Source organism: Mesorhizobium sp. B2-8-1, assembly GCF_006440955.1.
Classification (GTDB): Bacteria; Pseudomonadota; Alphaproteobacteria; order Rhizobiales; family Rhizobiaceae; genus Mesorhizobium.
On record NZ_VFTX01000006.1, the window covers coordinates 143,825 to 156,372 of the forward strand.

Here is a 12,548-nt window from a genome sequence, read left to right on the forward strand (position 1 = left end):
CCACATCGCTTGACCGCGCCTAGTGGTCCAGCATCCGGTAACTGCCCACTACCGTCATCGCCTCGCGATGCGGAGGCTCGATGCAGCGATCCCTGATGCCGTTCTGAAAAGTCGCGAATGCCGCTAGCCCCGGAAGGGTGCCGGCCTGCTCCTCGGTTGCCGCCTCGACCAGATGGAAGAAGGTACCGTCGCCGGACCGCCATGTCATGTAGCGAAACCCTTCGGGCGATTTATCCCGCAATTCCTGGAACACGGCCTTGACCAGCCGCTCGTTCTCGTCGACCAGCTCCGGTTTGGTCCTGTAACGTATCAAATGGTGTTTCATCTTGTCTGTTCCTTTGCCGGCCCTGCACCTTGCAGGTCGCTCATGTCCGAGACGAAGCGGCGGAGCCAAAGGATTCGGGGTTTCCGGAATTTTTTTATGCGGCCCCTTATGTCCCATCTTCCCGATGGTAGCCGGGCTTCGCAAAAGTTGAATGGACGACGGCGCGTTGCTGACGGCTGTCGCGATCTCATCGTGCGCTCACCGTCGATCGAGGACGGTATGTCGGGCCTGTGGTTGGGCCAACAACGCCCAGGACATGCGCGGCAGTTATTCGACCAGAATGCGCGCTTCCCTCGCGGCTTCGACAAAAGCATCCCTGGCGGTATCGGCCGATACGCCGCCGTTCATGGCCTGTCGGCACGCCCGCAGCGCAGCCTTATGCTTGATGCTTCCCGCATCGCGCCAGTGATTGGTAAGAAGGTCGAGAGCTTGTTCGGCATTGGACAGATTTCGAACGTCGCCAGTAACGCCTGTGGAAACCGGGACTGCCTTGGAAAACCAGATGTTGTACATGGCATAGCCTCCATTCAGCTAGGTTGCGAAACTTGTCTCTGGAGCGTGTCGCGGTCCTTTCGGGCGAGCACGCTCCTCAGCATGGGTTCGATGCGCGAAAGCTCGTCGAGATGCACGGCCGACAAGTCGGCGAGGCAGGCATCGGCCCGCTCGGTCAGTTGCAGCAGCACCTTGCGCTGGTCGTCCTTGTCCTGATCCCTGACGATCAGCCCGGCCTCGCACAGGCGGTTGACCAGTTCGACGGCGCTATGATGACGGATGCGCAAGCGTTCGGCGAGGTCGCCGATGGCTACCGGGCCTCCGCCCGGAAAACCCTTGATGGCGAGCAGTGCCTGATGCTGGCGCGATGTCAGACCGGCGTCTTCGGCCTGTAGCTGGCTGAATTCCAGGAAGCGGCGGATCAGATAGCGGAACTCCGACAGCCGCTGGTAGTCGGCCTGGCTGATGGCGGGGCGGGGTTTTTGCGGATGCGACATATCAGACATGTGTTGTCATTCCAGCCAAAGCTCAAACGATTTCGGGCCAGGTCCGCTTGAATATTTATATCGTATTACGATACATAGCCGCCGGCAAAGCCGTTTTGACGGTTTGCCGATCCTCCAACAGCGACACGCCACGGAAAGCAGGCAGGCAATGAAGACCGAACAGGGCAGTCCCGGACATCTGCGCGATTTCACCACCGACGCCAGGGTGTTGCTGATCGCTGGCATCGCGGTGGTGGTGGCGACGGCCGCGCTGTTTGCCGGCATCATCCTGCTGAAATTGATCCGGCTCGCCACCAACGTCGCCTATTTCGGTCAATTCACGCTCGCCGATCTGAGGCTGGAGGACACGCCGCTTGGCTATGCCGCCGTCGCCGTGCCGGTGATCGGCGCACTCATTATCGGCCTGATGGCGCGCTACGGCAGCGAGAAAATCCGTGGCCACGGCATTCCAGAAGCGATCGAAGCGATCCTGCTCGGGCGCTCGCGGCTGGACGCCAAGGTCGCAGTGCTGAAGCCGCTGTCGTCGGCGATCTCGATCGGCTCCGGTGGACCGTTCGGCGCCGAGGGCCCAATTATCATGACCGGCGGCGCCATCGGCTCGCTGATCGCGCAGATGCTGCCGGTCAGCGACAATGAGCGCAAGACGCTGCTGGTGGCGGGCGCCGCCGCGGGCATGACCACCGTGTTCGGAACGCCGATCGCCGCCATCATGCTGGCGGTGGAGCTGCTTCTGTTCGAATGGACGCCGCGCAGCTTCATTCCGGTGGCGGTGGCTGCCATCGTGGCGGAGGTCGAGCGCACCATGCTGCACATGCCGGGACCGATCTTTCCGTTTCAGGGCGGCATGGCGATTTCCTTTGCCGGTCTTGGCGGTTGGGTCCTGATCGGTATTGCGGCCGGCCTCCTGTCTGCCTTGCTGACGCAGATGGTCTATGCCTGCGAGGACGGTTTCCAGAAACTGCCGATCCACTGGATGTGGTGGCCGATGCTCGGCGGCCTCGTCGTCGGCATTGGCGGCCTGATCGAGCCGCAGGCGCTCGGCGTCGGCTACGACAACATATCCAACATGCTGGACGGCCGCACGATTGCGACGGCAGCACTCCTGTTGTTGGTGGTGAAAGCGGTCATCTGGTCGGTGGCGCTGGGCTCGGGAACGTCGGGCGGCGTGCTGGCGCCACTGCTGATCATGGGCGGCGCGATGGGCGCGGTGCTCGCCGGCTTCCTGCCGGCGGCCGATCCCGGCTTCTGGGCGCTGCTGGCGATGGCGGCGACCATGGGCGGCACGATGCGCGCGCCGCTGACGGCGACCTTCTTCGCGGTCGAATTGACCGGCAACACGCATGTGCTGGTGCCGCTGATCGCGGCCTGCGCCGCCGCCCATGCGGTGACGGTGCTTTTGATGAAACGTTCCATCCTGACCGAGAAGATCGCCAGGCGAGGGCATCATCTGGTGCGCGAATACCGGGTCGATCCGTTCGCGCTGACCAGGGTGCACGAAGTGATGACCACGCAGGTCCAGAGCGTGCCGGCGACGATGACGCTGCATGGCGCAGCGGCATTCCTGACCGCGCCGGAGACGCGTCATCCGAGCTTCCCGGTCATTGACGGCAACAGGCAGGTGCTCGGACTCATCGATCCACCGGCGATCCTGCGCTGGCGGCGTGCCGGCAAGCACCGGACGACGACGCTCGGCGAATTACTGGCCGGCAGCAAGGTGACGCTTGCCTATCCCGATGAATATCTGGAAGGCCTGTCGGACAAGCTCCTGATGGCCAACGTGTCGCATCTGCCGGTCGTGGCACGCGACGATGGAACGCTGGTCGGTTACGTCGGCTGGAAGGACCTGATGCGCGTCAGATCCAGGAAACAGGCGGAAGAGCGCGATCGCACGGCCCTGCTGGGGTTCGGCACCCGCCGCGGGAAACAGGAGGGCGCTGCCTGACGGCGTCCGGCATCAGGCGCGGCCGCGCTTCGCCCAGGCCAGTACATGGATCCGGAGCGCCGAGGACAGATTGGTGTCGCGCGGCCGGTTTTCGTCGACTTCCGCGACCAGCGCGGCAAGGGGCAGATTGCGCGCGACGGCGATGGCGACAAGGTCGTCAAAAAACGGCTTTTCGAGCGAATAGCTGGTGCGGTGGCCACGGATCGTCACCGAGCGTTTTTCGACCGGGCTCACCTGAAGCTCATTTGGGGTCCGGATCGTGCGGCGGTTGACGCCGATGGCCTGCGACGAAAGCCTCGGCCTTCTCGGCAACCAGGCGGTCGCGTTCCTTCTCTGCCCCGGAGCGGCCGTACAGGGCGCGGTTCTGGCTGGCCGTGCGTTCCTTCTCCAGCCTTGCCTTCTGCTTGCGAGCCTGGCGCAGATTGACGATGTCGGCCATGACGCGCGACCCGAAGGCTTATTTCTTGCGGAAGGCGTCGAGCGAGACGACTTCGGCGCCCTTGGCGGCATCGGCATCGGCCGCCTTCTTCTCGGGTTCGGCGGCCTTCTTCTCAGCCTTCGGCTTTTTCTCGGAGACGATGGCGAGCGGTTCGGACGCCGGCTGGGAAGCTGGCTCGTCATCTGACTGGCCTTCGGTCTTGACGTCGAATTCGAGTTCGAAGTTAACCGACGGATCGTAGAAGCCGCGCACCGCCGAGAACGGGATTTCGAGTTTTTCCGGCACGTCCGAGAAGGAGAGCCCGACCTCGAAACCGGTCTCGGTGACCTTCAGGTCCCAATACTGGAACTGGATGACGATGGTCATCTGCTCCGGATAGCGCTCGCGCAGCCGCGAAGACACGCGCACGCCCGGCGCGCCGGTCAGGAAGGTGATGAAGAAATGATGGTTGCCGGGGAGGCCGGTGCGCGCGACCTCGGCCAGGACCTTGCGCATGACGCCGCGCAACGCCTCCTGGGCCAGAATGTCATAGCGGATGTGGTCGTCGGCCATGTGGCGGTCGGGTTCCGTTGAATCGTCCGCATAGCTGTAATCAAGCTTGAGCGCGGCGTAAACCGCATATAGACCGCCGCCGCGAGGAAGCGAGGACGATTGCCGAGATTTGATCGCGGAAGCCGGCTTGCGTCACCGCAAATGTCACGCGTTGGCAAGCGCGGCGTGTTTCTTGACGCCGGTCGGGGAGGGGCGCTTGCCGAAAGCGCGCAGGAAGGTGCGCACGCCATTTGTCGCCGATTGCACGACCTCGTCCTCGGCCGGGGTGCCGCCGAGCATGAAGGTCGTCTGCAATTCAGCATTGACGAGGCCGAGGAACTGCCGCGCCGCGACGTCGGGGTCGTCGATCGCGAGGTAACCGCCATAGGCAAGGCGGGCGAAGCGGGCGGCGATTGCCGGCCAGGTCCGCCCCGGGCCCTGTTCGCGCCATTCGGCGAACAGTTCGGGGTAGCGCTCGCCTTCGGTCTGGATCAGCTTGCGCAGGAATTTTCCGTCGCGGTTGCAGATGCAGTTCTGGTTCAGGCGCACGGCAAAGCCGATCAGATCCGCTTCCAGATTCCTCGGCTGGTCCGGGAACGTGGCGATGGTGGCGAAGATGCCGGCATTGCAGCGCTCGGTGAGATCGCGGACTACGGCGATGAAGAGCTTTTCCTTGTCGCCATGGTGGTTGTAGACGGTCTGGCGCGAGACACCCGCCTCGGCGGCGATCAGGTCGATATTGGCGCCGGCAAAGCCCTCGCGGCAGAACACGGAAGCGGCTGCGTCGACCACCGAGATGCGCTTGGCCTCGTGGCTGCGTGGCGGGAAACTGTCAGGAGAAACACCCGGTCTCATGAAAATCTATATAGAGGTGATTGACGATTTAGACAAGACTGTCTAAATTTGTGGACACGCTATAAGGGGTTCACCTCTGGACAGGCGAACAATTCGCTCTCGGAGAGTCGGAATCCCACGGGATCGGACGTCCTGGGGTCAGACGTCGCCTTGCGGCGGCAACCAGATTCGAAAGAAGCCAACATCATGAGTCCCAAATTCCTCCGCATCGCGGTCGTGCTCGGCCTGTTGTCCGCCATCGGGCCCTTCGCCATCGATATGTATCTGCCCGCATTGCCCTCGATCGGCGCGGATCTCAACGCCGGCACCGCAGCCGTGCAGATGAGCCTTTTGATCTTCTTCCTGTCGATGGGCTTCGGCCAGATCGTCGTCGGGCCGATCTCCGATATGGTCGGACGCAAGCTGCCGCTCTATGGCGGTCTTGCGCTGTTCATGGTCGGCGGCGTCGGTTCGGCATTGGCGCCGACCATCGAATGGCTGATCGCCTTCCGTTTCCTGCAGGGCCTTGGCGCCAGCGCCGGCATGGCCATTCCGCGCGCGATCGTGCGCGACCTGCACACTGGCAACGAAGCCGCCAAGCTGATGTCGTTGCTGATGCTGGTGTTCTCGGTATCGCCGATCCTGGCGCCGCTGACCGGCAGCCAGATCATCGAGAGTTTCGGTTGGCGCGCCGTGTTCTGGACCGTTACGGCCGCAGCGGTGCTAGCAACCATCCTGCTCGCGACCTCGCTCAAGGAGACGCGGCCGGCTGAAGAACGCGCCGGTTCTTCCTTTGGCACCGCCCTTTCAGGCTACCGTTTCCTGATGGGGGACCGCAATTTCCTCGGCCTGGTGGCGATCGCGGGCTTCGGCATTGCGAGCTTCTTCGTCTATCTGTCGAGCTCGTCCTTCATCCTGATCGACCATTATGGCCTGTCGCCTTCGGTCTATAGCGTGTTCTTCTCGATCAATGCCGTCGCCTTCATCGGCATGTCGCAGCTCACCGGCCTGCTTTCCGAGCGTTTCGGGCTCAAGCGGGTGGTGTGGGTAGCGGTGACCGGCTACGCCACGACGATGGTGGCACTGTTCGCTGTCATGGCTTCCGGCGTGGACCGGCTGGATGTGATGGCGGCGCTGCTGTTCGTCGGCTATGGCTTCCTCGGCCTGGTCATTCCGACCACCTCGGTGTTGGCCATGGAGGAGCATGGCGAGATCGCCGGCACGGCTTCGGCGCTGATGGGCACGCTGCACTTCGCCATCGGTGCGCTCGCCATGGGTGTCGCGGGCATCTTCTTCGACGGCACGCCGCTGCCGATGGTCGCCGGCATCACGCTCTGCGCGGTGATCTCCTTCACCCTGGCCAAGATCACGCTCGGCCGTTCGCGCGAGGCCGTCGAAGCGCCGGCGGAGTAGGCAATCGCCAATAAATTGAAAGAGGCCGGGCCGATCCCGGCCTTTTTCATGCCAATCCCGTTTCGTCCAGCATGAAGCGCAGCCGTGTCTCGACAGGCGCCAGGGGCAGCCGTACCAGTTCATAACCGAGTTCGGCATAGACGCCGACCAGCGCGTGACAGGTACGCTCGGCTTCGTCGAGCGTTTGCTTGCGTTCTTCATCCTGCGTGAAGATTTCGGGCCAGGGCGGGGCAACGAAGACACGAGGGTTGTAGCGGCAACGCTTCGCTGCGATGCCGACGTGATCGGGCACCGCCAGGCCGCAGAGGCGGAGATAGCCCAGCGTGTCGGGCACGCCACGATCGAAGAAGACCGGTCCTTCCTGTTCGATCGCAGCTTGGTAGGAGCGCATCTCCCAGGACAGCATCAATTCGACGAACAACGTGCGATCGCTCCACGGCAAGGCGGGACCGCCAATGGCGGACTGGTCGCGAATGATGCCGCGTCCGGCCTCGACCGAGGTGGCGAACCCTGCACGGCGCAAGGCTTCGATCAGTGCGGTCTTGCCGGAGCCCGGACCGCCGGTCAGCACGAAGAATCGGTCGGAATTGTTTTGCATTTTTTTACCCATGACGAAGGAGGCACGCGGCTCCACTGCGTCGTCTCCCATGGGCCGAACGAAGTCTGGCCGGCGCGAGCGTGCCGTTGCGCGTGATGCAGATGAAAAAGGGGGAGAAGTGGAGGTTTCTGTTGCCAGGTACCTCCGAACCCCGCCTAGAAGTGCGAACCCCTAGGGCTTGATTTGAAGCTATCGCACTGCATTAAGCAGCGAGACGTGCTTCCGCATAGTTGTCGTTGGCAACTATAAGTTTAGCCCGATGACGGTGGTACAATGCCGGGCAAAAGTACGATCTTTACACCTTCGTCGATCCTATTTCGCCCCCAGCAAAAGCCGCTCCGTCTTCCAGAGCGGTTTTTGGTGGAGGCGCCGGGTACCGCCCCCGGGTCCGAACGGCTTATTTCATCGCCAGTTTATCGCCATAGTCGGTCAAGCCGACGAAGCGAATATAGGGGCCCATCGCCAGAAATGAAAGACCGCAATGTGCTTTGTCCCTGTGTCAAAATGCGACGCGGCAGGGTTGACTTGGGAACGGTCTCAACCGAAGCTTTGCCGCGGTGAGGAGTTACCGACCGAGCGCACGAGTTGCGGAGCGCGCCACAGCCCTCATCGACCGGATCCGTGGCGCCGACGAGGGGAATTTTGATGGCCGACTATCTTGCAGACGTGAAGAAATACGACGCCGCGGCGAGTGCGGAAATTGTCGAGAAGATCGTCAAGCATCTGGGCATCGCGCTCAGGAACCGCGACTCCTCGCTGGTGTCCTGCACCGATCCCAAAGAACTCGAGCGCGTCCGGGAAAACTGGGTCGGCAAGAAGCTCGGCGTCGCCGATGCGGCTAAGGCAGATGCTGCGATCGAGAAGACCTGCAAGGCGATGGCCGCAGACAACACCAAGAATCGGGTAACTTTTTACTACCTCGTTGCCAAGGACCTGGGAAAGCTCGGTTCGCTCTGAGAATTCCGTGCTCGCGCGGCTGCTGAAGCGCGCCGCTGGTTTGTAACGGGCACGGCTTGTGCTGCCCCTCATCTGGCTGCCGCCATCTTCTCCCCGTATAGAGACGGGGAGAGGAATGCTGTCACCGATGGTTTCGCCAATTGACGGCGTTGCAAGACGGACACCGAGGCTGCGGCCAGTTTGCTTGGATGTCGGCGCAGACGCCGAAACAGTGATGAGGCAAGCGTCGCCTGCGCCGTTTTGATGTGTTCGGCCGCCTGTCTAGCAGCTATAATGCTCGCACAATCGAATCGAGCCGAACCGATGCGCCAGTATCTCGACCTTCTGCAGCACGTGCTGGATCATGGCGCCGACCGCGGCGACCGCACGGGCACGGGCACGCGCTCCGTGTTCGGCTACCAGATGCGCTTCGATCTGGCGCGCGGCTTTCCCGCCACCACCACCAAGAAGCTGCACCTGAAATCGATCATTCACGAGCTTTTGTGGTTCCTGGCCGGCGAAACCAATATCAAATATCTGACCGACCATGGCGTTTCCATCTGGGACGAATGGGCTGACGAGAATGGCGACCTTGGTCCCGTCTACGGCAAGCAGTGGCGTTCCTGGCCGGACGGCCATGGCGGGTCGATCGATCAGATAAACAATCTTGTGAAAGAGATACGCCGCAATCCTCAATCGCGGCGGCTGATCGTTTCGGCCTGGAATCCGGCCGAGGTGGAGGCGATGGCGTTGCCGCCATGCCATTGCCTGTTCCAGTTCTACGTCTCGGAAGGCCGGCTTTCCTGCCAGCTTTACCAGCGTTCCGGCGACATCTTCCTCGGCGTGCCGTTCAACATCGCCTCCTACGCCCTGCTGACGCTGATGGTGGCGCAGGTGACCGGCCTGAAGCCCGGTGATTTCGTCCATACGCTCGGCGACGCGCATCTTTATTCGAACCATTTCGAGCAGGCGCGCGAGCAACTTCGGCGCACGCCAAGAACGCTGCCGACCATGTGGATCAACCCTGAAGTGAAGGATCTCTTCGCCTTCCGCTTCGAGGATTTCCGGCTGGAAAACTATGTCGCCGACGCGACGATCAAGGCGCCGATCGCGGTCTGAACCGCCAGCGCAGTCGTTGCCGACCTGATGTCTCGAGGCCGTGGCGATGATGGTGCCTCGCCGGTACGTCGTTTTGATATCTTTTCGACAAGATCGGTCGACTTTACCCTCAGGCCAGGAGATTTCCGGGGAGGCGTCCATGCGACTGTCAGCAGCGGTATTTGCGCTCGTCTTTGTCTTCGCTTTCAATGCCCACGCATTTGCCGAGTGCGGGTGTGAATGCATCAACAACAGCATGAAGCCGTTCTGCGACGATCCAGCTGCGAAGCTGCCAAACTGTCCCCGCGCGACTTGCAAGCCCGCTGACGCAGAGGGGAATGACCTTCCCGCAAGCGCCATATCAAGCGAGACGCGGTATGTCTGCAAAGTGCGGATGGTGAAGACGCCGGAAGGCTCGTTTCGACACACACTTATCTGCATTTAGACATTGTCTCGCCTCTCCCAATAGATCACGGCGGCGACAGCTATGTCGCCCAAAGGTGACCGCAGTTTTGGGGGAACGACGCGCTTTAGAAGATTTCAGCCTTGGTTCCGTCGAGGGCAACGGGCGCCGATTTTCTTGTGACGTCTTCGTCTGCCTTTCGCTGTATCCGTGCTGGTCTATCGCAGGTCGCGATGACGCCGCGCATTCAATGGCGACGCTGGGCGAAAAACCTTTCCTTGTTATATTCATCCGGATATATCGGATGGCAGGCTTCGAGCAGGCCGGATGCCAACTCAGGGAGAGCTTCATGACGCGCAACGGTTTTGCAGTGGCGGCGGTCGCCATTGGTGGCTTCGCGGCGGCGTGGACGGCAGCAGTGCCGGCGGCGCGCGCGCAAGACGAGGTCGTGGTGTTTGCGGCCGCCAGCCTCAAGGACGCGCTCGACGCGGTCAACAAGGCCTGCGCGGCAGATGTCGGCGAAGCGGCGACCATCTCCTACGCGGCGAGTTCGGCGCTCGCCAAGCAGATCGAAAGCGGCGCGCCGGCGGACGTCTTCATCTCGGCCGATCTCGACTGGATGAAGTATCTTTCCGACAGGAAGCTGACCAAGCCCGATACCGAAGTGAAGCTGCTCGGCAACCAGATCGTGCTGGTGGCGCCGAAGGATTCGGGCGTTGAAGCCAAGATCGAAAAGGGTTTTGATCTGGCCAGACTGGTCGGCGACGGCAAGCTCGCCATGGGCGACCTCAAGGCTGTGCCGGCTGGCAAATACGGCAAGGCCGCGCTTGAATCGCTCGGCGTCTGGTCCTCGGTCGAGGGCAAGGTGGCGCAGGCCGAGAATGTGCGTGCGGCGCTCAAGCTGGTCTCGACGGGCGAAGCGGCTCTCGGCATCGTCTACGCCACGGACGCGCATGCCGAAAAGGGCGTCAAGGTGGTTGGTGTTTTCCCCGAGGATTCACATCCGCCGATCATCTATCCGGTTGCCCAAACGGCTGATTCGAAGGACAAGGACACGCCTGCCTTCCTGAAGTGCCTGCGGACGGCAAAGGCATCGGATCTATTCAAGGAGCAGGGTTTCACGGTCCTTGCGCCCGTCAACTAGGATAGCCACCTGCGCATGAACTGGCTGCTGGACCTCACTCCCGACGAATGGAATGCGGTCCGGCTGTCCATCAAGGTGGCGACAGTGGCGATGATCACCAGCCTGCCGCCGGGCATAGCGATAGCGCTGCTCCTGGCGCGCGGCCGCTTCTGGGGCAAGACGCTGCTCAACGGGCTGGTGCATCTGCCGCTGATCCTGCCGCCCGTGGTGACCGGCTATCTCCTGCTTCTGACCTTCGGCAAGCGCGGGCCGGCCGGCGCATTCCTGGCCGAGCATTTCGGCATCGTTTTTTCCTTTCGCTGGACGGGTGCGGCTCTTGCCTGCGGCGTCATGGGTTTTCCGCTGATGGTGCGGGCGATCCGATTGTCGATCGAGGCCGTCGACCGCAAGATGGAGGCGGCGGCCGGAACGCTCGGCGCCAGCCCGCCATGGGTGTTCGGCACCATCACCTTGCCGCTGATCTTGCCTGGGCTGATCGCCGGTGCCATCCTCTCCTTCGCCAAGGCGATGGGCGAGTTCGGAGCGACGATCACCTTCGTCTCCAACATCCCGAACGAGACGCAGACGCTGCCGTCGGCAATCTACACGTTCACCCAGGTGCCGGGCGGCGATGCCGGCGCGCTTCGGCTGACGCTGATCTCGATCGTCATCTCGATGGCCGCCCTGGTGGCCTCGGAAGTGCTGGCGCGGCGCGTCGGCCGGCGGATGGACATCGAATGACGGTCCTTGTCGACATCCGCCATCGGCTCGGCGATTTCCCGCTCGACATCCGCTTCGAGAGCGCCGGGCGGCTGACGGCGCTGTTCGGGCCCTCTGGCTCGGGCAAGACGACGCTGATCAATATGATTGCCGGGTTGATCCGGCCCGATCAGGGACGCATCGAGATCGATGGGCGTGTGCTGGTCGACACCGCCAAGGGCATTTTCGTGCCGAAGCACAGGCGCCGGATCGGCATGGTGTTCCAGGACGCGCGTCTGTTTCCGCATATGAGCGTGGCGAGCAATTTGCGCTACGGCCGCTGGTTCACGCCGGCGGCGGAGCGTTATGCCGAGATCGACGCCGTCGTCGAATTGCTCGGCATCGAGCCGCTGCTGGCGCGGCGGCCGGCAAAGCTCTCGGGCGGCGAGAGGCAGCGCGTCGCGATCGGCCGGGCGCTGCTCGCCAGCCCCCGGCTGTTGCTGATGGACGAGCCGCTGGCCTCGCTCGACGAGGCGCGCAAGGCCGAAATCCTGCCCTATGTCGAGCGCCTGCGCGACGAGACCAAGATCCCGATCGTCTATGTCAGCCATTCGATCGCCGAGGTGGCGCGGCTGGCGAGCGACGTGGTGATGCTGGCGCGAGGCAAGCTTGCCGCCAGCGGCCCGACCACGGCTGTCATGCAAAGGCTGGACCTTCTGCCGGCGGAGGAGCGCGGCGAGGGCGGCGCGGTGCTGGACACCAGCGTACTGCAGCATGACGAGGTTTTCGGCATGACGGTGCTTGGCTCGAACGCCGGCGAGATACGCGTGCCCAAGCTGGCGGCGACGGTGGGCGCGCCGGTGCGCATACGCATCCGCGCGCGCGACGTCATGATCGCCACCGAACGGCCGTCTGGTCTCAGCGCGCTCAACATCCTGGCCGGCACGATCGTCGCGATCAGACCGGGCGAGGGGCCGACGGTCGAGATCGGTATCGACTGCAACGGCGCGACCGTGCTGGCACGGGTCACCGAACAGTCGCGGCAGGTTCTGAAGCTGCGGCTCGGCGGACAGGTCTTCGCCGTGATCAAGACGGTGAGTTTCGACCAGGCAAACACCGGGGGCGGGCTCCCCGCGGAGGCGGACGGCTGAGACGGCGAGCGGGTCTCTGCGCTATATCGATTTGGAATAGCGAGGCGGCCAGGGACGC

At 62.9% G+C, this 12,548-nt stretch carries 15 protein-coding genes and 1 other RNA gene; 7 read left to right on the forward strand and 9 right to left on the reverse strand.

Translation table 11 applies throughout. The annotated features are described in order from the left end of the window. Positions 1–19: 19 nt before the first annotated feature. From FJ428_RS17395 to FJ428_RS17405, 3 genes are all read right to left on the reverse strand, one after another. Positions 20–325, reverse strand: coding sequence for a hypothetical protein (locus tag FJ428_RS17395; RefSeq protein WP_140495300.1), 306 nt, complete (start codon positions 323–325; stop codon positions 20–22). 267 nt (positions 326–592) lie between these two features. Next, positions 593–838 carry a DUF982 domain-containing protein gene (locus tag FJ428_RS17400; protein WP_140495302.1) on the reverse strand — a complete coding sequence of 82 codons (246 nt, stop codon included), beginning with the start codon at positions 836–838 and terminating at the stop codon, positions 593–595. Between the two features lie 14 nt (positions 839–852). Continuing rightward, positions 853–1,323 (reverse strand): MarR family winged helix-turn-helix transcriptional regulator, encoded by a 471-nt coding sequence (locus tag FJ428_RS17405; protein ID WP_140516535.1) that lies wholly within the window; start codon positions 1,321–1,323, stop codon positions 853–855. A gap of 148 nt (positions 1,324–1,471) precedes the next feature. Here FJ428_RS17405 and FJ428_RS17410 point away from each other — a divergent pair, with 148 nt between their 5' ends. Then, on the forward strand, positions 1,472–3,265 hold the full coding sequence (locus FJ428_RS17410) for a chloride channel protein (protein WP_140879862.1): 1,794 nt from the start codon (positions 1,472–1,474) through the stop codon (positions 3,263–3,265). Positions 3,266–3,277: 12 nt separating this feature from the next. Here FJ428_RS17410 and FJ428_RS17415 read toward each other — a convergent pair whose 3' ends face one another. The 4 genes from FJ428_RS17415 to FJ428_RS17430 form a co-directional block, all read right to left on the reverse strand. Next, positions 3,278–3,499, reverse strand: coding sequence for a ribbon-helix-helix domain-containing protein (locus FJ428_RS17415; protein WP_140516531.1), 222 nt, complete (start codon positions 3,497–3,499; stop codon positions 3,278–3,280). A gap of 7 nt (positions 3,500–3,506) precedes the next feature. Further along, complete coding sequence (locus FJ428_RS17420) at positions 3,507–3,704, reverse strand: DUF4169 family protein (RefSeq protein ID WP_140675360.1); 198 nt, start codon at positions 3,702–3,704, stop codon at positions 3,507–3,509. An 18-nt stretch (positions 3,705–3,722) separates the two neighbouring features. Further along, positions 3,723–4,256, reverse strand: a complete 534-nt coding sequence (locus FJ428_RS17425; protein WP_140495312.1) for an SspB family protein — start codon at positions 4,254–4,256, stop codon at positions 3,723–3,725. Between the two features lie 144 nt (positions 4,257–4,400). Beyond that, positions 4,401–5,090: a TetR/AcrR family transcriptional regulator gene (locus tag FJ428_RS17430; protein ID WP_140879863.1), complete on the reverse strand. Its 690-nt coding sequence runs from the start codon at positions 5,088–5,090 to the stop codon at positions 4,401–4,403. 186 nt (positions 5,091–5,276) lie between these two features. Here FJ428_RS17430 and FJ428_RS17435 point away from each other — a divergent pair, with 186 nt between their 5' ends. Further along, positions 5,277–6,482, forward strand: a complete 1,206-nt coding sequence (locus FJ428_RS17435) for a multidrug effflux MFS transporter (protein WP_140516527.1) — start codon at positions 5,277–5,279, stop codon at positions 6,480–6,482. A gap of 46 nt (positions 6,483–6,528) precedes the next feature. On the opposite strand, the gene FJ428_RS17440 is transcribed toward FJ428_RS17435, so the two are convergent. Together FJ428_RS17440 and ssrA are read right to left on the reverse strand one after the other, a co-directional pair. Next, entirely contained in the window at positions 6,529–7,080 is a 552-nt protein-coding gene (locus FJ428_RS17440; protein ID WP_140495318.1) for an AAA family ATPase, read from the reverse strand. Between the two features lie 117 nt (positions 7,081–7,197). Then, positions 7,198–7,558, reverse strand: a transfer-messenger RNA (tmRNA) gene (gene ssrA, locus FJ428_RS17445). A gap of 167 nt (positions 7,559–7,725) precedes the next feature. On the opposite strand from ssrA, the gene FJ428_RS17450 reads away from it, so the two are divergent. From FJ428_RS17450 to modC, 5 genes are all read left to right on the forward strand, one after another. Then, complete coding sequence (locus FJ428_RS17450; protein WP_140495320.1) at positions 7,726–8,037, forward strand: DUF2853 family protein; 312 nt, start codon at positions 7,726–7,728, stop codon at positions 8,035–8,037. Positions 8,038–8,340: 303 nt separating this feature from the next. Then, the gene (locus tag FJ428_RS17455; protein WP_140516710.1) at positions 8,341–9,135 is read left to right on the forward strand and encodes a thymidylate synthase; all 795 of its coding nucleotides are present in this window, start codon (positions 8,341–8,343) and stop codon (positions 9,133–9,135) included. A gap of 731 nt (positions 9,136–9,866) precedes the next feature. Then, complete coding sequence (gene modA, locus FJ428_RS17460; RefSeq protein ID WP_140516523.1) at positions 9,867–10,661, forward strand: molybdate ABC transporter substrate-binding protein; 795 nt, start codon at positions 9,867–9,869, stop codon at positions 10,659–10,661. A 15-nt stretch (positions 10,662–10,676) separates the two neighbouring features. After that, entirely contained in the window at positions 10,677–11,381 is a 705-nt protein-coding gene (gene modB / locus FJ428_RS17465) for a molybdate ABC transporter permease subunit (RefSeq protein ID WP_140879864.1), read from the forward strand. Next, positions 11,378–12,490: a molybdenum ABC transporter ATP-binding protein gene (gene modC / locus FJ428_RS17470; protein WP_140879865.1), complete on the forward strand. Its 1,113-nt coding sequence runs from the start codon at positions 11,378–11,380 to the stop codon at positions 12,488–12,490. Before modB ends, modC begins: the two co-directional genes overlap by 4 nt. Positions 12,491–12,548: the final 58 nt, after the last annotated feature.

Coding starts and splice junctions, on each gene's coding strand:
- modC (WP_140879865.1), top strand. CDS start 11,378: ATGACGGTCCTTGTCGACATCCGCCATCGGCTCGGCGATTTCCCGCTC.
- FJ428_RS17430 (WP_140879863.1), bottom strand. CDS start 5,090: ATGAGACCGGGTGTTTCTCCTGACAGTTTCCCGCCACGCAGCCACGAG.
- modA (WP_140516523.1), top strand. CDS start 9,867: ATGACGCGCAACGGTTTTGCAGTGGCGGCGGTCGCCATTGGTGGCTTC.
- FJ428_RS17425 (WP_140495312.1), bottom strand. CDS start 4,256: ATGGCCGACGACCACATCCGCTATGACATTCTGGCCCAGGAGGCGTTG.
- modB (WP_140879864.1), top strand. CDS start 10,677: ATGAACTGGCTGCTGGACCTCACTCCCGACGAATGGAATGCGGTCCGG.
- FJ428_RS17420 (WP_140675360.1), bottom strand. CDS start 3,704: ATGGCCGACATCGTCAATCTGCGCCAGGCTCGCAAGCAGAAGGCAAGG.
- FJ428_RS17455 (WP_140516710.1), top strand. CDS start 8,341: ATGCGCCAGTATCTCGACCTTCTGCAGCACGTGCTGGATCATGGCGCC.
- FJ428_RS17440 (WP_140495318.1), bottom strand. CDS start 7,080: ATGCAAAACAATTCCGACCGATTCTTCGTGCTGACCGGCGGTCCGGGC.
- FJ428_RS17395 (WP_140495300.1), bottom strand. CDS start 325: ATGAAACACCATTTGATACGTTACAGGACCAAACCGGAGCTGGTCGAC.
- FJ428_RS17400 (WP_140495302.1), bottom strand. CDS start 838: ATGTACAACATCTGGTTTTCCAAGGCAGTCCCGGTTTCCACAGGCGTT.
- FJ428_RS17450 (WP_140495320.1), top strand. CDS start 7,726: ATGGCCGACTATCTTGCAGACGTGAAGAAATACGACGCCGCGGCGAGT.
- FJ428_RS17410 (WP_140879862.1), top strand. CDS start 1,472: ATGAAGACCGAACAGGGCAGTCCCGGACATCTGCGCGATTTCACCACC.
- FJ428_RS17405 (WP_140516535.1), bottom strand. CDS start 1,323: ATGTCTGATATGTCGCATCCGCAAAAACCCCGCCCCGCCATCAGCCAG.
- FJ428_RS17435 (WP_140516527.1), top strand. CDS start 5,277: ATGAGTCCCAAATTCCTCCGCATCGCGGTCGTGCTCGGCCTGTTGTCC.